This is a genomic window from Pseudomonas sp. YY-1, from assembly GCF_002843095.1.
Classification (GTDB): Bacteria; Pseudomonadota; Gammaproteobacteria; order Pseudomonadales; family Pseudomonadaceae; genus Aquipseudomonas; species Aquipseudomonas sediminis_A.
Window position 1 is genome coordinate 75,408 of sequence record NZ_PJLX01000012.1, and the last position, 23,057, is coordinate 98,464.

General features: G+C 63.0%; 22 protein-coding genes. 10 read left to right on the forward strand and 12 right to left on the reverse strand.

Features of this window, described 5'->3' with window-relative positions:
- Positions 1-63: 63 nt before the first annotated feature.
- From CXP40_RS17075 to CXP40_RS17085, 3 genes are all read right to left on the reverse strand, one after another.
- Complete coding sequence (locus tag CXP40_RS17075) at positions 64-507, reverse strand: GNAT family N-acetyltransferase (protein WP_106734731.1); 444 nt, start codon at positions 505-507, stop codon at positions 64-66.
- Between the two features lie 27 nt (positions 508-534).
- Positions 535-1,524: an asparaginase gene (locus tag CXP40_RS17080; protein WP_106734732.1), complete on the reverse strand. Its 990-nt coding sequence runs from the start codon at positions 1,522-1,524 to the stop codon at positions 535-537.
- A 128-nt stretch (positions 1,525-1,652) separates the two neighbouring features.
- Positions 1,653-3,092, reverse strand: coding sequence for a sodium:alanine symporter family protein (locus CXP40_RS17085; protein WP_106734733.1), 1,440 nt, complete (start codon positions 3,090-3,092; stop codon positions 1,653-1,655).
- A 159-nt stretch (positions 3,093-3,251) separates the two neighbouring features.
- Between CXP40_RS17085 and CXP40_RS17090 the strand changes: the two genes are divergently transcribed.
- Positions 3,252-4,064 carry a helix-turn-helix transcriptional regulator gene (locus tag CXP40_RS17090; RefSeq protein ID WP_106734734.1) on the forward strand — a complete coding sequence of 271 codons (813 nt, stop codon included), beginning with the start codon at positions 3,252-3,254 and terminating at the stop codon, positions 4,062-4,064.
- Between the two features lie 4 nt (positions 4,065-4,068).
- On the opposite strand, the gene CXP40_RS17095 is transcribed toward CXP40_RS17090, so the two are convergent.
- The 3 genes from CXP40_RS17095 to CXP40_RS17105 are packed head-to-tail and all read right to left on the reverse strand — an operon-like array spanning position 4,069 to position 5,831.
- The gene (locus CXP40_RS17095; RefSeq protein WP_106734735.1) at positions 4,069-4,740 is read right to left on the reverse strand and encodes a GNAT family N-acetyltransferase; all 672 of its coding nucleotides are present in this window, start codon (positions 4,738-4,740) and stop codon (positions 4,069-4,071) included.
- Positions 4,740-5,180 (reverse strand): GNAT family N-acetyltransferase, encoded by a 441-nt coding sequence (locus CXP40_RS17100; protein WP_106734736.1) that lies wholly within the window; start codon positions 5,178-5,180, stop codon positions 4,740-4,742. The genes CXP40_RS17095 and CXP40_RS17100 overlap by 1 nt, the downstream gene beginning before the upstream one ends.
- A gap of 18 nt (positions 5,181-5,198) precedes the next feature.
- Positions 5,199-5,831, reverse strand: a complete 633-nt coding sequence (locus CXP40_RS17105; protein WP_106734737.1) for an FMN-binding negative transcriptional regulator — start codon at positions 5,829-5,831, stop codon at positions 5,199-5,201.
- A gap of 97 nt (positions 5,832-5,928) precedes the next feature.
- Between CXP40_RS17105 and CXP40_RS17110 the strand changes: the two genes are divergently transcribed.
- Complete coding sequence (locus CXP40_RS17110; protein WP_106734738.1) at positions 5,929-7,389, forward strand: PLP-dependent aminotransferase family protein; 1,461 nt, start codon at positions 5,929-5,931, stop codon at positions 7,387-7,389.
- Positions 7,390-7,631: 242 nt separating this feature from the next.
- Here the strand turns inward: CXP40_RS17110 and aspA are convergent, their stop codons facing one another.
- The gene (gene aspA, locus CXP40_RS17115; RefSeq protein ID WP_106734739.1) at positions 7,632-9,056 is read right to left on the reverse strand and encodes an aspartate ammonia-lyase; all 1,425 of its coding nucleotides are present in this window, start codon (positions 9,054-9,056) and stop codon (positions 7,632-7,634) included.
- A 179-nt stretch (positions 9,057-9,235) separates the two neighbouring features.
- On the opposite strand from aspA, the gene CXP40_RS17120 reads away from it, so the two are divergent.
- Both CXP40_RS17120 and CXP40_RS23695 read left to right on the forward strand, forming a co-directional pair.
- A complete protein-coding gene (locus tag CXP40_RS17120) occupies positions 9,236-10,141 on the forward strand; it encodes a LysR substrate-binding domain-containing protein (RefSeq protein WP_099524948.1) in 906 nt (301 codons plus the stop codon).
- A gap of 285 nt (positions 10,142-10,426) precedes the next feature.
- Positions 10,427-11,755 carry a hypothetical protein gene (locus CXP40_RS23695; RefSeq protein WP_157831692.1) on the forward strand — a complete coding sequence of 443 codons (1,329 nt, stop codon included), beginning with the start codon at positions 10,427-10,429 and terminating at the stop codon, positions 11,753-11,755.
- Between the two features lie 348 nt (positions 11,756-12,103).
- On the opposite strand, the gene CXP40_RS17125 is transcribed toward CXP40_RS23695, so the two are convergent.
- Positions 12,104-13,198: a polyamine ABC transporter substrate-binding protein gene (locus tag CXP40_RS17125; RefSeq protein ID WP_106734740.1), complete on the reverse strand. Its 1,095-nt coding sequence runs from the start codon at positions 13,196-13,198 to the stop codon at positions 12,104-12,106.
- Between the two features lie 64 nt (positions 13,199-13,262).
- Positions 13,263-14,291, reverse strand: a complete 1,029-nt coding sequence (locus CXP40_RS17130) for a histone deacetylase family protein (RefSeq protein WP_106734741.1) — start codon at positions 14,289-14,291, stop codon at positions 13,263-13,265.
- A gap of 212 nt (positions 14,292-14,503) precedes the next feature.
- Here CXP40_RS17130 and CXP40_RS17135 point away from each other — a divergent pair, with 212 nt between their 5' ends.
- Genes CXP40_RS17135 through CXP40_RS17155 form a run of 5 tightly spaced genes read left to right on the forward strand, consistent with a single transcriptional unit; the run spans position 14,504 to position 19,047 of the window.
- Positions 14,504-14,773, forward strand: coding sequence for a PepSY domain-containing protein (locus CXP40_RS17135; RefSeq protein WP_106734742.1), 270 nt, complete (start codon positions 14,504-14,506; stop codon positions 14,771-14,773).
- A 55-nt stretch (positions 14,774-14,828) separates the two neighbouring features.
- The gene (locus tag CXP40_RS17140) at positions 14,829-15,131 is read left to right on the forward strand and encodes a PepSY domain-containing protein (protein WP_106734743.1); all 303 of its coding nucleotides are present in this window, start codon (positions 14,829-14,831) and stop codon (positions 15,129-15,131) included.
- 10 nt (positions 15,132-15,141) lie between these two features.
- Positions 15,142-16,422 (forward strand): exo-alpha-sialidase, encoded by a 1,281-nt coding sequence (locus CXP40_RS17145; RefSeq protein WP_106734744.1) that lies wholly within the window; start codon positions 15,142-15,144, stop codon positions 16,420-16,422.
- Positions 16,415-17,014 (forward strand): hypothetical protein, encoded by a 600-nt coding sequence (locus CXP40_RS17150; RefSeq protein WP_106734745.1) that lies wholly within the window; start codon positions 16,415-16,417, stop codon positions 17,012-17,014. Before CXP40_RS17145 ends, CXP40_RS17150 begins: the two co-directional genes overlap by 8 nt.
- Positions 17,011-19,047, forward strand: coding sequence for an LTA synthase family protein (locus tag CXP40_RS17155; RefSeq protein ID WP_106734746.1), 2,037 nt, complete (start codon positions 17,011-17,013; stop codon positions 19,045-19,047). Before CXP40_RS17150 ends, CXP40_RS17155 begins: the two co-directional genes overlap by 4 nt.
- A 103-nt stretch (positions 19,048-19,150) precedes the next feature.
- Here the strand turns inward: CXP40_RS17155 and CXP40_RS17160 are convergent, their stop codons facing one another.
- From CXP40_RS17160 to adhP, 3 genes are all read right to left on the reverse strand, one after another.
- Positions 19,151-20,143 carry an AraC family transcriptional regulator gene (locus CXP40_RS17160; protein WP_099524956.1) on the reverse strand — a complete coding sequence of 331 codons (993 nt, stop codon included), beginning with the start codon at positions 20,141-20,143 and terminating at the stop codon, positions 19,151-19,153.
- An 81-nt stretch (positions 20,144-20,224) separates the two neighbouring features.
- Positions 20,225-21,019: a hypothetical protein gene (locus CXP40_RS17165; RefSeq protein WP_106734747.1), complete on the reverse strand. Its 795-nt coding sequence runs from the start codon at positions 21,017-21,019 to the stop codon at positions 20,225-20,227.
- A gap of 120 nt (positions 21,020-21,139) precedes the next feature.
- Entirely contained in the window at positions 21,140-22,162 is a 1,023-nt protein-coding gene (adhP, locus tag CXP40_RS17170) for an alcohol dehydrogenase AdhP (RefSeq protein WP_106734748.1), read from the reverse strand.
- A gap of 276 nt (positions 22,163-22,438) precedes the next feature.
- On the opposite strand from adhP, the gene purE reads away from it, so the two are divergent.
- Positions 22,439-22,930, forward strand: a complete 492-nt coding sequence (gene purE / locus CXP40_RS17175; protein WP_106734749.1) for a 5-(carboxyamino)imidazole ribonucleotide mutase — start codon at positions 22,439-22,441, stop codon at positions 22,928-22,930.
- Positions 22,931-23,057: the final 127 nt, after the last annotated feature.

A 23,057-nucleotide genomic window follows, 5' to 3' on the forward strand; every position in this document is an offset into this window, starting at 1 on the left:
GCTTGAAGACGAGGGAGCACTGACGATGCGCAATGCATGCCAACGTCCCTCTCTTGCCCCCAGCTACAGCAGCTTGCGGTACTGCACGAACCCCGAGCGTTCGCCGATGCGCTCGTACAGCAGCTTGGCCTGGCTGTTGGTTTCATGTGTCAGCCAGTGCACCCGCGAGCAGCCGGCGGCGCTCGCCTGCTCAAACACATGCTGGATCAACTTGCGCCCGATGCCGCCGCTGCGCTCGCCCTTGGCGATGAAAATATCCTGCAGGTAGCAGTAGTCGCCGGTGGTCCAGGTCGAGCGGTGGATGACCCAGTGCACCAAACCGATAGCCTGCCCATCACGCCAGGCCAGGGCGGCGCCCATCGGCTCGGCGGGGTCGAGAAAACGCTGCCAGGTAACGGCGCTGGTCTCGGCTGGAATCTCGGTCATGTAGAAACGCTGATAACCCTGCCACAGGGGCAACCAGGCTTCGTGATCGGCAGCGACTACAGGGCGAATGTCGATACTCATCGTCCTTCCTCTGTTTGGGCAGGTGGATCAGTCGCTCATCTCACCACAGAGATCGCGCGCCAGCCAGTGCTCGACCTGCGTTTGCGGCAAACCGGCGCCGAGCAGGGCGAACAGCTTGCCCAGTGCCGCCTCACGGGTCATGCCGCCACAGGACACCAGGCCGACCTCGGCCAGACGGCTGCCGGCCGCATACACACCGAACTGCACATGGCCTTGCGGGCACTGGCTGATCGCCGCCAGCACTACGCCGCGCTGGTGCGCCTCACGCAGCACGCTCATCAATTGCGCGTCGCCGGCCGGGCCGGTACCGCTGCCGTAGCACTCCAGCAGCAACCCCTGCACGCCGCTGGCCAGCAGAGCTTGCAGATGCCCGGCCTGCACCGCCGGATGCAGCGGCAACACGGCAAGGTTCACAGGCTGACGCGGCTGGCGAAAGTCGATACGGTCATCGACCGTGGCCCGCTCGGCCTGACGCTGACGCGGAAGCACCTGGAAGGCATCGAAGGCATCGCTGCGCAACTTCGAGCAACGTGCGCCATGCAGCAGCTGGCCGTTGAAATACAGGTGCACGCCCGGCTTCACGCCGCGGTACAGCGCACGCATGGCGCCGAACAGGTTGGGCCAGGCATCTCCACCATCGACACCAGCCGGCTGCATGGCGCCAGTGAGCACCACCGGCGCATCGAGCCCGAGCAGCAGGAAGCTCAGTGCCGCAGCGCTGTAGGCCAAGGTATCGGTGCCGTGTAGCACCAGCACGGCGTCGTGGCCGCCCGCTTGCACCGCCGTGACGATTTCGTCGCGCAGCGCCAGCCAGTGGCCGGTATTCATGTTGGCGCTGTCGATCAGCGGCAGCAGCTCGCGGAAGCTCCATTGCGGCAGCTCACTGGCGTTCTCGCCGGCTTGCTGGCTGCGCATGCGCGCCTCGAAACCCGAGGCCGGCGCCAGGCCGTCTGCGCTCATCTGCATGCCGATGGTGCCGCCTGTGTACAGCACCAGGAGTTTTTCTGGGGTCGCCATGGGCTCTCCTCACAAATCACGGGCCTGTGCGACATTCATGACGTCGCTTACGACGGCCCGAACAATAGCTGCCAACGCTGGCGGGCAAGAAAAAGGGGGCCTCGCCCCCTTCTTCCATCTGAGTCAGATCAGCGCTGGTAGACGCGATCCCCGATTTCCGCCTGGTCGGCGGTTTCACCTGGCTGGCTACCCCAGACGGCAGGGTCGAGGTCCAGATCAGCGAACTGCTTGGCATCCAATACCGGCGACTCAACACCCGCCTTGATCTGGCTATCGTAGTCGCGCATCAGGCGCATGCCCACTTTGAACAGCAGCGCCAGAGCGATGAGGTTGGCGATGGCCAGCAGACCCATGGTCACATCGGCGAAGGCGAACACGGTGCCCAGATCCTGCACCGAACCCCACAGCACCAGGCCGACCACCAGCACGCGGTAGATCATTACCGGGCCACGCTTCTGGCTGAAGAAGCCGAGGGCATTCTCGCCGAGGTAGTAGTTGTAGATCAGGGTGGTGAAGACGAACAACAGCAGCGCCAGGCTGACGAACACCCGGCCCCACTCGCCGACCACGGCGGCAACGGCGCTCTGGGTCAGTACCACACCGGCCTGTTCCATACCCGGCTGATACACGCCCGACAGCAGGATGATCAGCGCCGTGCAGCTGCACAGGATCAGGGTGTCGATGAACACACTGAGCGACTGCACGATGCCTTGCGCGGCCGGGTGCTTGACCTCGGCGACAGCGGCCACGTTCGGTGCACTGCCCAGGCCGGCTTCGTTGGAAAACAGACCGCGCTTGACGCCCATGATGATGGCCGCGCCGATGCCGCCGGCGAAGGCCGGCTCGAGGCCGAAGGCGCTCTTGAAGATCAGGGCGAAGGTGGCTGGAACTTCGCTGATGTTCATGCCGATCACCAGCAGCGCCATGCCCAGGTAAGAGAACGCCATCACCGGAACCAGCACGTCGGCGAACTTGGCGATGCGCTTGATGCCGCCGAAGATGATCAGGCCGATCACCACGGTCAGGGCGATGCCACTGGCCAGGGTCGGGATGCCGAAGGTGTCGTGCAGCGAGTTGGCGACGGTGAACGACTGCACGGCGTTGAAGCCGAAGCCGAAGGTCATCAGCAGCAGGATCGACACGACGATACCCAGCCAGCGCTGACCAAGGCCGTGCTGGATGTAGAAAGCCGGGCCACCGCGGTAGCCGCCATCGGCCTCGCGACGTTTGTACAGCTGAGCCAGCGAGCACTCGAAGTAGCTGGTGGCCATGCCAACCAGGGCCACGACCCACATCCAGAAGATGGCGCCCGGACCACCGAGCATGATCGCCACCGATACCCCGGCGATGTTGCCGGCGCCCACACGGCCAGCTACCGACAGCATCAGCGCCTGGAATGAGCTGAGCTGGCCCGGCTGACGCTGGAATGCCTCGCCGAAGATGCGGAACATGCTGCCGAAGTAGCGGAACTGAACGAAGCGCGAAGCGATGGTGAAGTACAGGCCGAGACCGATCAGCATCACGATCAGCAGCTTGCTCCAGATGAGGTCATTGAGAAGATCGAGCATGGAGGCTTTCTCTCTTGTTGTTCTGAATGGGAATGCGCCGCGCCGGGCGGGTGGCGCAATCTTTGGTGAAGGCGCCGCGCGGGACAATTTCGCAGGTCGCGGCGAACTGATGCGAGTTGATGCTAGAATCGCGTCATTCGCATCAGCTGGAGCGGCCATATGTCCGATTCCCTCGGCAGCAATCTGAAATTGCTTTGCAGCCATTACCGCTCGATTGCCGAGGTATGCCGCAAGCTGTCGATCAACCGCGCGCAGTTCAACCGCTACCTGGCCGGGCAGAGCCGACCGACCACGCACAACCTCAAGCGCATCTGCGATTTCTTCGGCGTCGAGCCCTTCGAGCTGAGCATGCCGGCCGAGCAGTTCACCCGGCTGATTGGCGCACGCAGCGGCGATGCGCAGCCGCACAGTGGCAACGATCCATTGCTGGAGCTGTTCACGCCGCTGCGCCGTCAGGCCAGCCCGATGGAGCGCTACTGCGGCTACTACTTCGAATACTCCAACTGCATGTCAGTGCCGGGACATGTGCTGCTATCACTGGTGCACCTGCGCGAGGAGCGCGGCAACTACCTGTTCGAGCGCCAGGAGCGTCAGGAGCGGCAGGAACCCGCACGTGGCGAGGACTGGGTGCGCTGTCGCTACCTGGGTACGGCGTTCTTCCTGCAGGACCGCCTGTTTCTGGTCGACTACGAGTCGCTCACCGGCAACGAGATGAGCCAGACCATCCTCATTCCCAGCTTCAAGAGTCGCATCATCCGCCTCAATGGCATCAAGACCGGCGTCTCCAGCGGCGACCGGCGCACGCCGGCCTGCACCCGCGTGGTCTGGCAGTACCTGGGTAACGAGATCAACCGGGTCAACGCCTATCGCCAGCTGATGCTCTACGCACCGGACGACCCGCGCATCGACGACGACATCCGCCAGCGCCTGGGCGGCGCGCAGCTGCGTGATGGGTTGTTCGAGATGGAGTGAGGCGTCACCCGCGCAGCGCCTCCAGGCACTGCTTTTGCTGGCCCTGCTCATCGAAGTTAGCCACCGCCAGCCAGCGCTCGAAGGCATCCCGGCGGGCCGGCCATTCACCGTCGATGATGGAGAACCAGGCGGTGTCGCGGTTACGCCCCTTGCGCACCATGTGCTGACGGAACAGCCCTTCCTGGGTGAAACCAAAGCGCTCGGCGGCGCGCAGCGAGCGGGCATTGGCCGCGTCGCACTTCCATTCCAGGCGCCGGTAGCCGAGGTCGTCGAAGGCATGCCGCGCCAGCAGATAGACCGCCTCGGTCGCGCCTGGGGTGCGCTGCATCGGCGCGCCGAAGGCCACATGGCCAATTTCGATGCTGCCATCCTGCGCGGTGATACGCAGGTAGCTGAACAGCCCCAAGGCACGACCGCTGGCCAGGTCGACCACCGCGTAGAACAGCGGATCGCGGCTCTGCGCATTGCCGGCCAACCAGGCATCGAAGGCGCTTCGCTCGGTGAAGGGGCCGTAGGGCAGATAGTTCCAGAGCGCCGGGTCCGGACCCTGCAGCGCGCGCCACAATTCATCGCCATGCCGCACGACATCGAGCGCTTCGAGACGCACGAAACGGCCTTGCAACGAGCGCTGATCCGGTGCGGGACGGGGTTGCCAGTGAGCGAGATCACGCGTCATCAGAAGAGCTTCCTGTACTGAATGAAACCGGAGCGGTCGCCAATGCGGTCGTAGAGCATACGCCCCTGGTAGTTGCTTTCCTGGGTCAGCCAATGCACACGGCTGGCGCCAGCAATTCGCGCCTCGGTGTAGACATGCTCGATCAGCGCGCGGCCGATGCCGCCACCGCGAATACCCTCGGCGACGAACAGATCCTGCAGGTAGCAGTAGTCCCCATTTGTCCAACAACTGCGGTGATAGATGAAGTGCACCAAACCGACCGCCTCGCCGTCCTGCCAGGCCAGAGCGGCGTGCATAGGCTCGGCCGGGTCGAGAAAGCGCTGCCAGGTAAGGGTGCTGGTCTCGGCCGGGATCTCGGCCTGGTAGAAACGCTGGTAACCCTGCCAAAGCGGCAGCCAGGCAGCGTGATCGGCAGCGGTGATGGGACGGATGTCGAGCATGATGGCCTTCCTGTGGAGTCAGTCGGTGGGATTCATCTGCGCTGCCAGTTCGTGGTCACGCGGGCTGGCGGACGTCGCCAGGCCGGCGCAGACACCGGCCTGGTCTGCCTCGGAACGGTTCTGGCTAAGTTTCCATTTGCCTTCGAGCCGGCGAATCGGCAGGGCGAAGCCAACGATGGCGCGCAGCATGGCATCGATGTAGTCGCGCGGCGCATCCTCGACTGCCCAGGGCTGCGCGCGACCCTGCTCATGGCGGTCGCTGAGGCGGCTGACCAGTTGCAGCAGGCGCTCGGGCTCGTCGAACACTTCCGCTTGGCCCCGGGCATGCACGGCAATGTAATTCCAGGTCGGTACCACCTTGCCGTGCTCGGCCTTGGCCGGATACCAGCCGGGATGCACGTAAGCGTCCGCACCGCTGAACACCACCAGCGCCTCGGCACCGCTGGCCAGATCACGCCAGTGCGGATTGGCCCGGGCAAAGTGGCCGTACAGGGTGCCGAACTCGCCTTCTTCAGGCGCCAGCAGCAGCGGTAGATGACTGGCCTGCAAGCCCTGCGCACCGCTGCTGGTCACGATGGCCAGTCCGCTGGACCGCATCTGCGCATGCAGGGTGGGCAGGTCGTCCTGACGAAAGGCGGCGGGGCAGTACATGAGGGTTTCTCCTAGCGCGATGGGGCCATGCTAGGCAGGATATTGGCCTGATGTAAGATCCATTCCTGACGACTTTCATAGAGCCAATTTGCCGATCATGACGCGCTCGCCTGCCCTGCCATTCGATCTTTCTGGCATTCATCTGCAGCCCGGTCAGGGCCTGGCGCGCCAGCTTTACCAAGCCTTGCGCGAGCGCATCCTCGACTGCCGCCTGGCCAGTGGCACACGCCTGCCGGCCAGCCGTGAGCTGGCCACGCTGCTGGGCATCTCGCGCAATACCGTGACCCGCGCGCTCGACCAGCTGTACGCCGAGGGCTACGTAGCCGGACGGGTCGGCGATGGCACCTACGTCGCCGATCTGCCGCACAGCCAGCCTGCCGCCGCCATCACTGTCGAAGCGGACAGCCCAGCACTGCAGTTGTTGCTGCGTCACCACCTGGCCACACCGGCCAAGGGCGCGCCACGCGCCTTTCGCATCGGTGTACCGGCGTTCGACCTGTTCCCCTTCGAGACCTGGGCACGCCTGCAGGCGCGCTTCTGGCGCAAACCCTCGCCGGCCCGGCTGGGCTATGGCGACCCTGCCGGAGACCTGCAGCTGCGCGAGCTGATCGCCGCCTATCTGCGCAACAGCCGCGGCCTGACTTGCGAGGCGCAGCAGGTCCTGATCACCTGCGGCTCGCAGCAGGCCATCAGCCTCTGCGCGCAGTTGCTGGTGCAGCACGGCGCGCGGGTGGCGCTGGAAAATCCCGGCTACCGCGCGGCGGGCCATGCCTTCGCAGTGGCCGGCGCGCAACTGTGCGGTATCGCAGTGGACTGCGAAGGCATGGATATCGACGCGCTACAGCGCCTCAACGATTGCCAGCTGGCCTATGTCACGCCCGCGCACCAGTACCCCACCGGCGTGACCCTGTCGCTGCCACGGCGCCTGGCATTGCTGGAGTGGGCCAAGCGCGTGAACGGCTGGATCATCGAGGACGATTACGACGGCGAGTACCGCTACAGCGGTACGCCGCTTGCGCCACTGGCGGCGCTGGACGAGCAGCAACGGGTGATCTACATCGGCACGTTCGGCAAGCTCGCCTTTCCGGCGTTGCGCCTGGGCTACCTGGTGCTGCCGCCTGCGCTGGCCGAGAGCTTCGCCCGGCGCCAAGCGCTGGAGATGCGCCACTCGGAGATCGGCACCCAAGCGGTGATGGCCGAGTTCATCGCTGCCGGGCACTTCCAGCGCCACGTACGGCGCATGCGCCAGGCCGCACGCAGCCGGCGCGACGCCTTGCTCGCGGCCTGGCCGGCGATGATTCCGGGATGCTCTTCGCTACCAGCCGTGGACGCCGGCCTGCACTTGAGCATCAAGGTGGAGAGTCTTGCGCGGGAACGCGAGCTGATCACCGCCGCACGCGCCGCCGGCATCGAGATGAACCCCTTGAGCGATTACTGGCTGCCCGGCAGCGAAACGGCTGAGGATGCTCGCGCCGGGCTGGTGCTCGGTTTTGCTGCGGTGCCAGAGGCGCAGATCGTCGAGGCGGTGCAAACGCTACGCCGGGCGTGGAAGCTGTAGCAAGCCGAGATAGAGCCTGTGGGAGGGGCGTTCGGCTCTGGCATCCTGCTTCGCTCTACCTCCTGCATCCATGCAGTCGTAGCCGCGACTGATGTATCGCATCGACCCCCAGAATGTCGGGCAAAAAAAGGGATGGCCGAGGCCATCCCTGAAGGTTGAGGCTGGTGAAGGCCTCCTATGAATCAGGTTGTCAGCTACGCGGACGGGCGGGCAGCCGACGGTTGGCGTTGCCGAATCGCCAATCAGGACTGCAAGGGCACGAGGCGCGGGGCGATCATGTTCTCGGGGCGCAGGATGTCGGCCAGGGTGGACTCGTCCAGTAGTTGCTCCTCACGCACCAGCTCCAGTACGCCGCGTCCGCTTTCCAGAGCGACCTTGGCGATGCGCGTGGCATTCTCGTAACCGATATAGGGGTTGAGTGCGGTGATCAGGCCGATGGAGTTTTCCATCAGTTCACGGCAGCGGTCTTCGTTGGCGGTGATGCCATCGATGCACAGCTCGCGCAGCATATCCATGGCGCGGGTCAGCAGGCGGATCGAGTCGAAGATCTTGTAGGCGATCAGCGGCTCCATCACGTTCAGTTGCAACTGGCCGCCCTCGGCTGCCATGGTCAGCGCCAGGTCGTTGCCGATCACTTCGAAGGCCACCTGGTTGACCGCCTCGGGAATCACCGGATTGACCTTGCCCGGCATGATCGAGCTACCCGGCTGACGCGGTGGCAGGTTGATTTCGTTGATGCCGGTACGCGGGCCGCTGGAGAGCAGGCGCAGGTCGTTGCAGATCTTCGACAGTTTGACCGCGGTGCGCTTGAGCATGCCGGAGAACAGCACGAAGGCGCCCATGTCGCTGGTGGCTTCGATCAGGTCGGCAGCCGGGGTCAGTGGGTGACCGCTGATAATGGCCAGGCGCTTGACCGCCAGGGCTTGGTATTTCGGATCGGCGTTGATGCCGGTGCCGATCGCGGTACCGCCCAGGTTGACTTCGGTGAGCAGGGTCGGCGCCAGCAGTTTCAGGTGCTGCAGGTCTTCGCCGAGGGTGGTGGCGAAGGCACGGAACTCCTGTCCGAGGGTCATCGGCACGGCGTCCTGCAACTGGGTGCGGCCCATCTTCAGCACGTGGCCGAACTCCAGACCCTTGGCGGCAAAGGACTGAATCAGCTTGTCCAGCGCGCTCAGCAGGCTGTCGTGACCGAGCAGCAGGCCGAGGCGGATGGCGGTCGGGTAGGCGTCGTTGGTCGACTGCGCCATGTTCACGTCGTTGTTCGGGTGCAGGTGCTGGTACTGGCCCTTCTCGTGACCCATGGCCTCGAGGGCGATGTTGGCGATCACCTCGTTGGCATTCATGTTGGTCGAGGTGCCGGCGCCGCCCTGAATCATGTCAACCACGAACTGCTCGTGGAACTCGCCCTGGATGATGCGTGCACAGGCAGTGCTGATCGCCGTGTGCTTGGCAGCGGACAGGTGGCCCAGCTCGCGGTTGGCGTCAGCCGAAGCCTGCTTGACCATGGCCAGGCCGATCACCAGCTTCGGGTAGTGCGACAGCGGCACGCCAGACAGGCGGAAGTTCTGCACGGCACGCAGGGTCTGAATGCCGTAGTAGGCATCAGCGGAGACTTCGAGGGTACCGAGCAGGTCTTTTTCGACGCGAACAGATGCAGCAGAGGACATGATAGAGATGACTCTTGGGAAATACGGCGAGTGCCGCGATGCCCATAGAATAGGGGCCTTGACCGTCTCGCTACCAATGCCGTTACTTGCTGCCCTATGCATGATCGGCATAATGTGGATGTGACCGCAACAATGCACCAACCGTGTGCACTGCCCTGACATGAGCGGAGGACGCGCCTGTGAACCTGGAAACCAAATGGCTGGAAGACTTCGTCACCCTGGCCGCGACCCGCAGTTTCTCCCAGTCGGCGCAGAAGCGCTTCGTCACCCAGCCGGCGTTCAGCCGGCGCATCCGCAGCCTCGAGGCCGCATTGGGGCTGACGCTGGTCAACCGTTCGCGCACGCCGGTGGAGCTGACCGAGTCCGGCCAGCTGTTCCTGCTCACCGCACGCAGCATGGTCGAGCAACTGGGTGAGGTGGTGCGTCACCTGCATCACCTCGAAGGACAACAGGGCGAAGCGCTGCAAATAGCAGCGGCGCACTCGCTGGTATTCGGCTTCTTTCCCGAATGGATCGCCCGCCTGCGCCGCGATGGCCTGCCGCTGAGCACCCGCCTGGTGGCGACCAACGTCGGCGAAGCGGTGCACTCGCTGCGTGAGGGCACCTGCGACCTGATCCTCGCTTACCACGACCAGGACGCCGCTGTGCAGCTGGCACCGGACATGTTCCCGTCCTTGCACCTGGGCTACAGCGAAATGCTGCCGGTATGCGCCGCAGATGAAACAGGCGCACCCCTGTTCGACCTGGACACCGGACAGAGCGTGCCGCTGCTGGCTTACAGCGCCGGCACCTTCCTCGGCCGCTCGGTCAACCTGCTGCTGCGCCAGCGCGCCCTGCGCTCGACCACCGTGCATGAAACCGCCATGGCTGACAGCCTCAAGGCCATGGCCATGCAAGGTCTGGGCGTGGCCTGGGTACCGCGCCTGTCGATGAGCCCCGAGCTGGCCCGTGGCGAACTGGTGGTGTGCGGCAAGGAACACTGGCACATCCCGCTGGAGATCCGCCTGTATCGCTGGGGCATGTCGCGCAAGGCGGCCGTGCGCCTGCTGTGGCGCAAGTTAGAGACGGGGGCGGTGGGTGGGTAAGCGTTGGCTGTTGGTGATGTTGTCCCGGATTACGGCAGAAGCTAATCCAGGCTACGGAGAGTCCGGGGCAAGTGCTTGGTTGTACTTTTTGCCCTCGTACGTCGTAGGGCCAAAAGAGGACGTCAAGCTAATACGTCCAACCACCAGAGGCCGGCTGGTAATACACTGATTTGAAGGGGGTTTTTCCAACGCAGCCATGAGGATGGTGCGGAGTTATGTGGAAGGCTCTACTATCGGATCACTATCGTTTCCATCTGATCACCATTATGTTTCTGAGGAGCCACATTGAGTAATCTCGCTTTAGATTTACTTATAGACGCGGGGCTTCTGACCAGCACAGGCAAGGCTTTCGATATCAAGCGCCTTACACATGAGGAGATATCGAAAAGATTGTCTCACTATAATGCGGCTAGAATTAGCACCGCCGAATCTGAAATAGATAATTACATAGCGAATGACAAATTAAATGCGCTATTTAGCACCGGATCCACAAGAAATAGCGAATCAAGTATTTTGTCATCCGCCTTGGTTTACGACTCAATAATTCTCGACGACCCTCTGGTGACGTCTTCAAGCAGCTTAAGCATCTCCAGCTTGACTAAAGGCCTTTGTTTTTTTGAGTGGGCCTTTGAGCTAATTAGAGCGAATTTTATATTAATACTTCCCGTCTCCTACTTTAATAAACCTAGCAACGACATCCCATTACTTTTATCCGAAGACGCCTTTAGATCCTCCATTCCCTCTGAGATTCATGATTTCATCCACAAAAACACAATTATTAAATCAGTTATAAAATCTAAAAATGATGAAATGCTGATTCTAAATGAAGACGCATTCGAAAACAGAAGAACAGCTCTTCATATTAGTTTTGAAAAAGATTATTGGAGATCAGGAACAAGTCTATTCTTGTTTCAAACACTGGAAAATTGTAAAAAAAATGGCTCTGGCGAGCTTATTTGCCAACAGGTCTGGGATCCAAATGGAACGTTAGATTCTGAAAAATTTAAGCGCTGGGCTTATCAGTCAACAAACCAAGCGATGCGGAGTCGCTTGATTAATATATACAACGAAACGTATTTAGCCGAGAAGCTAGGTCACACCTACATAACAGAATCCGAGTTTGAGGCCAACTTTCTATCAATGTCCGGAAAAAGTGACTCCGGTAGAAAACACACTTCAGCTCGATTTTTAGATGCAAATAATGGCTTTATATATATTGATAAACCTGAAACCATTATAGAACTGAGAGACCGTCACAACGTTGCATTCGAAAGGTTCAACTATTCTTTACAGTATGTATCTGCACAGCTAGCCAGCTTTTCTGGTGAAGACTTTGATAGGCAAGCAAAGATTTTATTTCATTCCGAAATCATGCCTCAAATTGATGAAATCCGTAGCCATGTAGGTTCGATATCAAGAGCTAGCGCTAAAGGAGGAATAGCTACTTTAAGCGGGCTTGCCGCTGCACTAGTGACAGGCTCAACGGTTCCACTCATTCCCGCCTTAATGCTAGGTGTAGCTGGCGCACTAACAGAAGCGCTACCTCTTGTAGGAAATGCCGGAAGAATTAAGAAGAAGCCTGTATATATATGGCATAAAATCGTAAAAACATAACAACCGTCCGCACCGGAGAAATTTCTGCTGTTATCTTTTGTACAAAACTATGCACAAAATCCATCATCAAAAATTTGCTCGGGGACTTGGCCGTTATTCACCAGCGTTCGGGTGCGTAAACCATCGCGGCTGAAGCCGCTCCTACAAGTTTCAATCATTGGTAACTCAGCCCAGGATGCACTACGCCCGTTGCAATCTTCATAGTGGCCAGCGCCGCCTGGCATGACGCGCAGCATCGTATACAGAGGCACCCACGCAGAGCATGGGCACCATCGGTTATACGAAGCATCGCGTTTGTAGGGGCGGCTGGGCAGCATTGCGCTTCAGCCGCGAGCCGTTAGTGACGAATCACTTGCCCGACTTGATCGAGGTCCACGCCCGCGTACGCACGCGCTCGATTTTCTGCGGCAGCGGTTGCACCACGTACAGTGACTTCTGCAGCTCCGGGGTCGGCGTCAGGTCGTGGTCGTCGGCGATTTCAGCGCCCACCAGTTCCATGCCCGGTACGTTGGGGTTGGGGTAGCCGAGAAAATCGCTGATTGGGGCGATGACCTTGGGTTCGAGCAGGTGGTTGATGAAGGCAAGCGCCTCATCCTTGTTCTGCGCGCTCTTGGGGATGGCCCAGGTGTCGAACCAGATCGGCGCGCCTTCTTTAGGCAGGCGCCAGTTGATCGTCACGCCGTTGCCGGCTTCCTTGGCGCGGTTGGCGAACTGGTAGAAGCTGCCCGAATAACCGATGGCCACGCAAATGTCGCCGTTGGCGATATCGGTCATGTACTTGGCCGAATGAAAATAGGCCACGTACGGGCGCACTTTCAGCAGCAGTTCGGTGACCTTGTCATAGTCGGCCGGGTTGGTGCTGTTGGGGTCCAGGCCCAGGTAGTGCAAAGCGATGGGGATGATCTCGGTCGGCGAGTCGAGCATGGCCACGCCGCAGGATTTCAGCTTCTCCATGTACTCGGGCTTGAACACCAGGTCCCAGCTGTTGACCGGCGCGTCCTCACCGAGCGCGGCCTTGACCTTGTCCGGGTTGTAGCCGATCAGCACGGTGCCGTACATGTAGGGCACGCCGTACTGGTTGCCCGGATCATTCTTCTCCAGCAGGCCAAGCAGCACTGGATCGAGGTTCTTCCAGTTTGGGATCTTCGACTTGTCCAGCGGGGCGAACACGCCGGCCTTGATCTGGGTTTCGAGGAACTGGTTGGACGGAATCACCAGGTCATAGCCGGAGTTGCCGGTGAGCAGCTTGGCCTCCAGCGCCTCGTTAGTCTCGAAGGTGTCCCAGGTGATCTGGATGCCGGACTCCTTCTGAAAATCCTTGGGCACCTCCGGGAGGATGTAGTCCGCCCAGTTGTATACGCGCAGCTCCTTGGCCTGCACCGCGCCGCTGAGCAGGGTGGCGCCGCACAGGGCGACGCCGAGCATCTGTTTGATGGCTTTCATCGTTCTAGCACCCCTGAAATATTGCTCTTGTTTGGCAGATTTCTGATTGCTGAAGAGGCGCCGATCAGGCGCCCTCGAAACCTTCCAGCACGTTGACCGCGTTGACGCCGATGGCTTCCACCGCGTAGCCGCCTTCCATGATGAACAGCGTCGGCAGGCCCAGCGCGGCGATGCGCCGGCCCATGGCCAGGTAGTCCGGACTGTCGAGTTTGAACTGCGAGATCGGGTCTTCCATGTAGGTGTCCACGCCCAGCGACACCACCACCACCTCGGCGCCGTATTCGGCGATGCGCTGGCAGGCCTGCTCCAGTGCGGCGCTCCAGGCTTCCCAGGAGCTGCCCATGGGCAACGGGTAATTGAAGTTGTAGCCCTCGCCAGCGCCTTCGCCCAGTTCGTCGGCATAACCGAGGAAAAACGGGAACTCCTCGGCCGGGTCGCCGTGGATCGAGGCGAACAGCACGTCGCTGCGCTGGTAGAAGATGTCCTGGGTGCCATTGCCGTGGTGGTAGTCGACATCGAGGATGGCGACTTTCTTGCTGCCCTGGTCGAGGAAGGCCTGGGCGGCGATAGCGGCGTTGTTCAGGTAGCAGTAACCGCCCATCACGTCGCCGGCGGCATGGTGGCCTGGCGGACGGCACAGGGCGAAGGCGCTGTGGGCACCGTTGGCGATCTCCTGCTGGGCGCTAAGCGCCACCTGCGCCGCGCTGTAGGCGGCCTGCCAGGTGCCGGCGGTGATCGGCGCACCGCCGTCGAAACTGTAGTAGCCGAGCTGGCCGTGCAGGTCGTTGGGGATCATCCGGCGCAGGGTGCGCGCCGGCCAGGTGAACGGCAGCAGGTCGCCCTTGCCGCCCTGCTCCTGCCAGCGTGCCCAGGCGCCCTTGAAGAATTCCAGGTAGGCCTTGCTGTGGATGCGCTCGATGGGCGCCAGGCCAAAGTCCTTGGGTGCGCGAACCTCGCCGAGCTGGCGATTGTTCACACGGGCGAGGATATGGTCGGCGCGCTGCGGCTTCTCGAAGCAGGGCATCAGTTGCCCGTCGATCAGCTCGCATTTGCCGTGGTGCAGGTGGTGGTCGTCGCTGTAGTAGGTGAGCATGCAAAGCGCTCCAGGCTCGTTGTTGTGCCTGCATTGTTCGCCTGCTCGGCCAGCGTCGAAAACGCTGGCAACGGCCAAAAGGGGATCGAAATGGCCAAATTGCGCTGCCAGCCGGACGCTAACCGGCAAGATGTAACGAGGTGTGAGCCTTAAGTTTTCGTTAAGCCAGGACGCCGAAGGTGACGGCTCCGAACCCCATCAGGAGCCTCACCATGCGTCGTCTACTGCTCGTTTCCGCCCTGCTGGCCTGTGCCGCGCCAGCCTTCGCCAAGACCGAATGCACCACGGCCGAACGCTCCACCTGGCAAGACCCCGACCAGTTCCAGGCCAAGCTGGTGGCCGATGGCTACAAGATCAACAAGTTCAAGGTCACCGAAGGCAACTGCTACGAGATCTACGGCTTCGACAAGGAAGGCCGCAAGGTCGAGATCTACCACGACCCGGTCAGCGGCAAGGCCGTGAAGACCGAGATCGAAGACTGATCGCAGCCCCCGGCGCCGGCCCTGGCGGCCAGCGCCTCGTGATGAGAACCCTGCCATGCCCCTTTTAGCCCGCACCGCCCTGGGCGGCCTGCTGCTGCTCGGCGCCACGCCGCTGCTGGCCGACACCGATTGTGCCCGCCCCGACCGCAGCGCCTGGATGCCGGAGTCGCAGTTCCGCGAGCAGATGAAGCGCCAGGGCGTACAGATCACCAAGTTCCGCATCACTCCCGGCCACTGCTACGAGATCTACGGCTTCGACGCTGCCGGTCGCAAGCTGGAGGTCTACTACGACCCGGTCGACGCCCGCCCGGTGGAAGAAGTCGCCAGCTCGCATCTGGCATCGCCACGACATCCCTGAAACCGCAACCATGACCTCGACCTTCAAGACCTGCGCCCTGCTGCTGGGCGCGGCCACGGTGTTCGCCTGCGCCTGGCTCGGCGCCGCGCCCCATGCGCTGGCACCCTTCGCCAGCCAGCCAGCGCCACCCGCGGCCGACGCGACACCGACCCTGGCCGCGCACTTCGCCTCCTCCGATCTGGAGGATTTCGTGCATTCCGCCTCCATCACCGGCCTGCCCGGCGGCGACCTGATGGCGGCCTGGTTCGCCGGCAGCCGCGAAGGTGCCGCAGACGTACAGATTCGCGCCGCGCGTTTCGATGCCGCCAGTGGCCAGTGGAGCGCCGAGCGCGTGCTGGCCACCCGTGAAGCTACCCAACGCGCGGTCGGCAAGCACATCCGCAAGCTGGGTAACCCGGTGATCAGCCTGGCGCCGGACAATCGCCTGTGGCTGTTCTACGTCTCGGTGTCGCTCGGCGGCTGGGCTGGTAGCGCGGTCAACGCCATGGTCTCCGACGACCTCGGTGAAACCTGGTCGGCGCCGCGCCAGCTGGTCACCAGCCCCTTTCTCAACATCAGCACTCTGGTGCGCGCCACGCCGGTGTTCCATGCCGACGGCAGCATCGGCCTGCCGGTGTACCACGAGTTCCTCGGCAAGTTTCCCGAGTACCTGCACCTGAGCGCGAATGGCGAGGTGCTGGGCAAGTACCGCATCGGCAAGGGCCGCTACTCCCTGCAACCGACCGTCGTGGCGCTGGACGAACGCCGCGCTGTGGCCCTGCTGCGCTATGCCGGTGAGGAGCATCACCGCGTGCTGGCCAGCTACAGCGAAGACGCCGGGCGTAGCTGGAGCCGACCGGAACCAGTAGAACCGAGCAACCCCAACTCATCCCTGGCGGCGGTCGGTCGCCCCGACGGCAGCCTGCTGGTGGCGATGAATGACCTGGAGGACGGCCGTTTCCGCCTGACCCTCTACGCCACCGACGCCAAGCTGGGTAACTGGCGCACCCTGGGCGAGCTGGACGAGACGCCCAACCCCTGGGGCGAGCCGATCCCACGCGACGAATTTCCCGCCGTGGTCAGCGAGAAATACCGCGCCAGCGGCGGCAAGCCCGAGCTGCAGGCGCGCTTTCTCGAACAGGTAAGCGCACGCATGTGCAGCGCCGAAGGCTGCACCTTCGACTACGAGTACCCCTACTTCACCCGCGACCGCGAGGGCACCTACCACCTCGTCTATTCGTGGAACGACATGTTCATCAAGCACCTGGCCTTCAACGAGGGCTGGCTGTCGGAGCGCCGCCCGCATGACTGACTTCTGGCTGCCGCACCTGGCCTTCGCCCTGCTGGTCTTCCTGATCTTCACGCGACTGACGCGCAATAAACTCCAACGCGGCATTCTGCTGGCGGGCTGCCTGCTGCTCAGCCTGCTGCCGGTGCAAGGCATCAGCCTGGCGCTGCAGTTGCGCACCTATATCGGCGACCTGTCGGTGGCCAGCCTGGTGCTGCTTGGCTGGGCGACCATGAGCCGCTTCGGCGTGGCACCTGCCAGCGCCGGTGATCGCCTGGCCAGCCTGGCGCTGTTCGCCGGTCTGGCCGTGCTGCTCTACCCGGCGGCGCTGGGCCTGAGCTATGCCGACCCCTACCAGCTCGGCTTCGAACCGCGGCCGATGTTGCTGGTGCTGGGCCTGCTGTGCGTGGTGCTGATCATCCAGCGCAGTTGGCTCGGCGCCCTGACGCTGGTACTGGCGACCCTGGCCTTCGCCCTGCGCCTGGGCACTTCGGAAAACTACTGGGATTACCTGATCGACCCCTACCTGGCCCTCTACAGCCTCGGCGCGCTGCTTCTGGCAGGCGGACGCTGGCTGCTGATTCGACTCTCGACTCGAACTAGGAACCTCGCATGAGCTGGTTGAAATCACGCCGCCTGCATTACCTGGCAGGCCTCACGGCGCTGCTGTTCGTACTCTTCGCCGCCTTGCGCGGGCTGTTTCTGCTGGGCTTCTCCGCCGTCGACAGCCTCAGCGAGCCGGACGTGCTGCCGACCCTCGGCATCGGCCTGCGCTTCGACCTGCGTCTGGCCCTGCTGTTGATGCTGCCGGTTGGCCTCCTGCTGGCGCTACCGAAGCTGCGCCTGGCGCGCTTTCGCGCCATACGCTGGTTGCTGCGCGGCTATCTACTGCTGGCCGTGGCGGCGCTGGGCCTGCTGTACATAGTCGACTTCGGCCACTACGCCTACCTGGGTGTGCGCCTCAATGCCACGGTGCTGCGCTTTGCCGGCGATGCGCAGATTTCCGCCGGCATGCTCTGGCAGACCTACCCGGTGCTGTGGATAACCCTGGCCTGGCTGGCCGGTGTGGCACTGTGGGCGTGGGCGCTTCTGCGCCTGGAGCGTGCCACCCTGGATCGCCCTGCCAGCGGCAAGGTCGGCGTGCTGCCGGCCCTTGGCGGCGCGGCGGTTATGGGCGTGCTGGTGTTTTTCGGCCTGCTCGGTCGCGCCAGCGCGCTGAACCTGGAGAACCCGGTGCCGCTCCGCTGGAGCGATGCCTTCTACAGCGGCAACAGCCAGATCGGCGCGCTCGGCCTCAACCCGGCGCTGTTTCTCTTCGACACCCTCAAGCTCGAACCCGCCGCCTTCGACGAAGCGGCCACGCGCGAGCACTACGAGGTAGTAGCCGATTACCTGGGCGTCAGCGAGCGTGATGCGCAGGGGCTGAACTTCTTCCGTCACCAGCCGGTGCAAGCGCATCGCATTCAGGCCGAGCGCCAGCCCAACGTGGTTTTCGTCATGCTCGAATCCCTCGGTACCAGTGCGGTGGGTGCCTACGGCAACCCGCTGAACCCGACGCCGAACCTGGATCGTCTGGCCCAGCAAAGTTGGTTCTTCCGCCACTTCTACGTGCCGGTCACCGGCACCGCCAAGACGGTGTGGGCGAGCATCACCGGCATCCCCGACGTGTCGCGCCAGGAGACCGCCACGCGCAACCCGCTGATCGCCCGCCAACGCACGCTGATCAACGCGCTCGACGGTTATGAGAAGTTCTACATGATCGGCGGCAACGCCGGCTGGGCCAACATCAACGCGCTGATCCGCCAAAGTATCGACGACGTGCAGCTCTATGAAGAGCGCCACTGGCAATCGCCGCAGGTGGACGTGTGGGGCATTTCCGACCTGGATTTCTTCAAGGAAAGCACGCGCATCCTCGGCGCCCTGCCCAAGGACAAGCCCTTCTTCGCCTACCTGCAGACCTCCGGCAACCACCGGCCCTTTACCATCCCCAAGTACAACGACGGCTTCGAGGCGCTCGACCTGCCGCTGGAACAGGTGCAGCAGGCCGGCTCGCGCAGCGTTGAGCAGTACAACGCCGTGCGCCTGCTGGACTTCAATATCGGCCGCCTGATGGAGCTGGCCAAGGAGCAGGGCTTCTACGACGACACCATTTTCGTCTTCTTCGGCGACCACAACACCCGCATCAGCCAGATCCCGCACATGGCGCCGGCCTTCGAGCAACTGGGGCTGGAGAGCAACAACGTGCCGCTGCTGATTCATGCACCGAAATGGTTGGCGCCGCGCGAGTTCGACGCAGCCGTGGGTCTGGCCGATCTGCTGCCGACGGTGGCCGGGCTGGTCGGCGTGCCCTTCGACAACGGCGGTTTCGGTCGCGACCTGCAACTGCCGGCGCCGGAAGGTGAGCGGGTGGTACCGCTGGTGCTGCAGGAAGGCACCTTCCCGGTGATCGGCGCGGTGACCCGGGATTTTCTCGTGCAGATGCAGCACGACGGCAGCTCACCGACCCTGCACGACCTGCACTCGCCAACGCCGCGTGACAATGTGGCCGAGCAGCACCCGCAAGAGTTCCAGCGCCTGCTGGGGCTAAGCCGTGGCCTGCATGAAGCAGCGCGCTTGCAGATGTATCGCAACGTACAAGCAGAGAAGTGAGCACACTTGTGGGAGGCGCTTTAGCGGCGAGCTTTTATCGCGGCTGAAGCCGCTCCTACGGAGTGTGTAGGAGCAGCTTCAGCCGCGAATGCCATCGATCATCTCAGGCGCGAAAGCGACTCGGCGGCACGCCGCTCCAACGTTGGAAAGCATGCCGAAAGCTGGCGGTTTCGCTGAAGCCCAGCACTTCGGCGATGCGATACACCGGCCATTGCTGCTCATTGAGCAGAGCCTTGGCACGCTCGAAGCGCAACTCGTCGAGCAGGCCCTGATAGCTGGTACCCAGTTCCTGCAGGTGGCGACGCAAGGTACGCGGCGAGCAGTGCATCTGCTGCGCCAGGTTCTCCAGCCCCGGCGGCTCGGCCAACTGTGCGGCCAGCAACTGGCGCACCCGCTCCAGCCAGGCCTGGCGGCTGCTGAACTCGGCGTTCAGGCGACGGCAGCGCTCGACCATATCGCCATGGGTGACGCTGTCGGCCAGCGGCAGGCGGCGCTCCAGCAACGCGGCAGGAAAGGCGAAGGCATTGCGCTGCGCCTCGAAGCGCAGCGCGCAGGGAAAACTCTTTGCATAGCGCTTCATATAGCGCGGCTGGGCATAGGTGAACTCGGCACCCTCCAGCGGTATCGGCTGACGCAGCAGCTCATCGCCGATCAGTTTCAGCGAAGCCAGGCACATCTCCACGTTGAACACTTCCAGCGCCTCGGCATCGCGATAGCCGCTGGCGCAGATCCAGGCCAGTTCGCCTTCCACCTGTAGATCGAGACGGAAATAGGTGCCGAGTAGCGCCGGGTACTGCAACAGCAGGCGCCAGGCGTCACCAAAGGTGGCAGCCGAGAGCGCGGCGTAACCGAGCAGCCCATAGGAGGAAACATGCAGGCTGCGCCCCAACTCCAGCCCCATGTCGGCACGCAGGGCCAGGGCATTGGCACACACCTGCAACTCCTGCACCCGGGTGATGCGCGCGTCGGCATTGTCCAGATCAGCCGCACCAATACCGCTCCCGGCCAGCAATTGCGGGCGCAACTCGGGCTGGTCGGCGAAGCGTTGCAGGATCAGGGAAACCACGTGCAGGGTGGTCAGCGAGGCGTGCAGCATGATGCGTTCCGTGGGGGGAAGACTGAGAATAGAACGCAAGAAATATGCCGCGAGGGGCGGGTCAACGCCCGCCCGATACGATCAACGGTTACGCAGGATGGCGTTGATGAAGTCGCCCTGGTTGGCTTCATCCGAATGGGTGGTGAACTGCAGCTGGCCGTCCTTCTCGTGCAGTTTCATCGCCTCGCCGAAGCGGCAGTCGACGCCCTTGAGGGTCTTGGCTTCGGCCTTGTAGCGGTCATCACGGCCGCACAGATAGGCCATCTGATTGACCACCTCGCCGCAGAAGCTCGGCACGCTGAGGCCAATCAGTTGCTCGTCGCTGATCGCGCTCCAGTCCACCTTGGTCGCCAGCGAGGTACCGCAGGCCTTGGTGGCTTCGCCGTCCATTTGCTGCAGGCGCGCACTGTAATCGGCAACACGCTGCTTGCGGTCGAAGGCAGCCAGGCGCGCCTGCAGGCCATCCTTTTCCTGCTTCTCATAGAGCGCCAGGAGATCCTTCGGCTTCAGCGCCTTGGTCTTGTCCTCGTTGTAGCTGAGTTCGAAGCCCTGAGTGTTCGGCAGGTTGAGCTGATAGCTTTCGCCGCTCCAGGCGCGCCGCTTGTTCAACAGGTTGTAGTCACGACCATCGAGGCGGATGCCGTAGTCGCGCTGCTCGTTGCCCAGCTCGCGAACGTCGGTGAGGAACACCACTTCGTCGAGCGGGTGGTTGATGCCGCGGACCTGCACCAGCGCCTGCTTGCCGTCGGCAGAAGGAGCCAGCGCCAGGCTGACGCCCTGGCCGGCATCGAAGACCTGCGGATGCTTGGCCAGATCCAGCGCAGCGGCTTGAAGAGAGAGCAGAGAGAGAGCAACGAGCGAAACGTACTGTTTCATGACGATACGTCCTTGTACGGATGAAGGGCGCACAGTATAGCCAGCCGTCTGGCGGCAATCTGTGCGCTCTTCCGCGTCCGTTCTGTAGGAAAATTGCCTATCCGTGGCCATTTCCTTGCCTTAGAACTGCAGCACGACGCGCCCCTCGATCTGCCCGCTGCGCATCTGATCGAAGATGCCGTTGATGTTGTCGAGACTGTCGCTGTGCACCGTGGCCTTGACCAAGCCTTCACCGGCGAAGTCCAGCGCCTCCTGCAGGTCGGCACGGGTGCCGACGATGGAGCCGGTGATGGTGATGGCCTTGAGCACCACGTCGAAAATCGGCGTGGGGAAGTCGCCCGGCGGCAGGCCGACCAGCGCCACCGTACCATGCCGGCGCGCCATGCCGATGGCCTGGCCAAAGGCGGCGTTGGACACCGCAGTGACCAGCACGCCGTGGGCGCCGCCGATATCGCGCTGCACCACCTCGGCCGGGTTTTCCTTGCGCGCATTGATGGTCAGGCTGGCGCCGAGCTTGCGCGCCAACTCCAGCTTGGCATCGTCGACGTCCACCGCGACCACGTGCAGGCCCATGGCGCGCGCGTACTGCACGGCCACGTGACCGAGACCGCCAATACCGGAGATCGCTACCCACTGTCCGGGGCGTGCCTTGGTTTCCTTGAGGCCCTTGTACACCGTCACCCCCGCGCAGAGGATCGGCGCGATTTCCAGGAAATCGACATTCTTCGGCAGGACGCCGACGTAATTCGGGTCAGCCAGCACGTATTCGGCATAGCCACCGTTGATCGAGTAGCCGGTGTTCTGCTGGCTCTCGCACAGGGTTTCCCAGCCGGTCAGGCAGTGCTCGCAGCAGCCGCAGGCGGTGTACAGCCAGGGCACGCCGACGCGGTCGCCCTCCTTGACCCGAGTCACACCGCTGCCGACCGCCGCCACGTAGCCGACGCCCTCGTGACCGGGAATGAACGGCAAGCTCGGCTTCACCGGCCAGTCGCCCTCGGCGGCGTGCAAGTCGGTGTGGCAGACGCCCGAAGCTTCGATCTTCACCAGGATCTGCCCGGGGCCAGGCAGCGGAGTCTTCACCTCCTCGATGCGCAGGGGTTCGCCAAAGGCGTGGACGACTGCGGCTTTCATGGTCTGGTTCATGTGCTGTTCCTCTTCCATGCGAGTGGAGCGTCAGTTTGCGCGCGCAGCCCGTGCCGGCATTGCTCCAGAGCAAGGTTTAGGCGGTTTTCCCGCTCTGCCACATCCTGCATGACAAACGGTCGTCGCCACTGCCCGCCAGCGCTGGCTTTGCGTTATACTGCGCGGCCTTCGGCCGGCAGCACCCGGCCAACGAATCATGACAAGCCACGCTGGCCCGCCCGCGTGGCTTGTTGGTTTTTGACGCGCCGCGAGGCGCCCGAGAGAAGAGGCACGACGATGAGCGCACTGGTTGGCGTGATCATGGGCTCCAAGTCCGATTGGTCCACCCTTAGCCACACCGCCGAGATGCTGGACAAGCTGGGCATCCCCCACGAGGTCAAGGTGGTTTCCGCCCACCGCACCCCGGACCTGCTGTTCCAGTACGCCGAAGAGGCAGAAGCACGCGGCATTCAGGTGATCATCGCCGGTGCCGGTGGCGCCGCTCACCTGCCGGGTATGTGCGCAGCCAAAACCCATCTGCCGGTGCTCGGCGTACCGGTGCAGTCGTCGATGCTCTCGGGCGTCGACTCGCTGCTGTCGATCGTGCAGATGCCTGCCGGTATCCCGGTCGCCACTCTGGCCATCGGCAAGGCCGGCGCGGTCAACGCCGCCCTGCTGGCCGCCAGCATCATCGGTCACCAGCACCCGCAGTTCCACGCGGCGCTGAAGCAGTTCCGCCAGGAACAGACCGATACCGTGCTGAGCAACCCGGATCCGCGCGAGGCCTGAAGCCCATTCCATCAGGGGCTGCGACACAGCGCATTCGAACGCTGTGAGCTGCTCGGAATGCTCACTTACCGGCGTAAACTCCGCTTCCTGCGCTGCGGGCAACGTTCAACTGCTTGGTTCGCCACCT

Bases quoted from the DNA above. Each gene is read 5' to 3' on its own strand.
- CXP40_RS17075 (WP_106734731.1), bottom strand. From the start codon at position 507: ATGAGTATCGACATTCGCCCTGTAGTCGCTGCCGATCACGAAGCCTGG.
- CXP40_RS17080 (WP_106734732.1), bottom strand. From the start codon at position 1,524: ATGGCGACCCCAGAAAAACTCCTGGTGCTGTACACAGGCGGCACCATC.
- CXP40_RS17085 (WP_106734733.1), bottom strand. From the start codon at position 3,092: ATGCTCGATCTTCTCAATGACCTCATCTGGAGCAAGCTGCTGATCGTG.
- CXP40_RS17090 (WP_106734734.1), top strand. From the start codon at position 3,252: ATGTCCGATTCCCTCGGCAGCAATCTGAAATTGCTTTGCAGCCATTAC.
- CXP40_RS17095 (WP_106734735.1), bottom strand. From the start codon at position 4,740: ATGACGCGTGATCTCGCTCACTGGCAACCCCGTCCCGCACCGGATCAG.
- CXP40_RS17100 (WP_106734736.1), bottom strand. From the start codon at position 5,180: ATGCTCGACATCCGTCCCATCACCGCTGCCGATCACGCTGCCTGGCTG.
- CXP40_RS17105 (WP_106734737.1), bottom strand. From the start codon at position 5,831: ATGTACTGCCCCGCCGCCTTTCGTCAGGACGACCTGCCCACCCTGCAT.
- CXP40_RS17110 (WP_106734738.1), top strand. From the start codon at position 5,929: ATGACGCGCTCGCCTGCCCTGCCATTCGATCTTTCTGGCATTCATCTG.
- aspA (WP_106734739.1), bottom strand. From the start codon at position 9,056: ATGTCCTCTGCTGCATCTGTTCGCGTCGAAAAAGACCTGCTCGGTACC.
- CXP40_RS17125 (WP_106734740.1), bottom strand. From the start codon at position 13,198: ATGAAAGCCATCAAACAGATGCTCGGCGTCGCCCTGTGCGGCGCCACC.
- CXP40_RS17130 (WP_106734741.1), bottom strand. From the start codon at position 14,291: ATGCTCACCTACTACAGCGACGACCACCACCTGCACCACGGCAAATGC.
- CXP40_RS17135 (WP_106734742.1), top strand. From the start codon at position 14,504: ATGCGTCGTCTACTGCTCGTTTCCGCCCTGCTGGCCTGTGCCGCGCCA.
- CXP40_RS17140 (WP_106734743.1), top strand. From the start codon at position 14,829: ATGCCCCTTTTAGCCCGCACCGCCCTGGGCGGCCTGCTGCTGCTCGGC.
- CXP40_RS17145 (WP_106734744.1), top strand. From the start codon at position 15,142: ATGACCTCGACCTTCAAGACCTGCGCCCTGCTGCTGGGCGCGGCCACG.
- CXP40_RS17150 (WP_106734745.1), top strand. From the start codon at position 16,415: ATGACTGACTTCTGGCTGCCGCACCTGGCCTTCGCCCTGCTGGTCTTC.
- CXP40_RS17155 (WP_106734746.1), top strand. From the start codon at position 17,011: ATGAGCTGGTTGAAATCACGCCGCCTGCATTACCTGGCAGGCCTCACG.
- CXP40_RS17160 (WP_099524956.1), bottom strand. From the start codon at position 20,143: ATGCTGCACGCCTCGCTGACCACCCTGCACGTGGTTTCCCTGATCCTG.
- CXP40_RS17165 (WP_106734747.1), bottom strand. From the start codon at position 21,019: ATGAAACAGTACGTTTCGCTCGTTGCTCTCTCTCTGCTCTCTCTTCAA.
- adhP (WP_106734748.1), bottom strand. From the start codon at position 22,162: ATGAACCAGACCATGAAAGCCGCAGTCGTCCACGCCTTTGGCGAACCC.
- purE (WP_106734749.1), top strand. From the start codon at position 22,439: ATGAGCGCACTGGTTGGCGTGATCATGGGCTCCAAGTCCGATTGGTCC.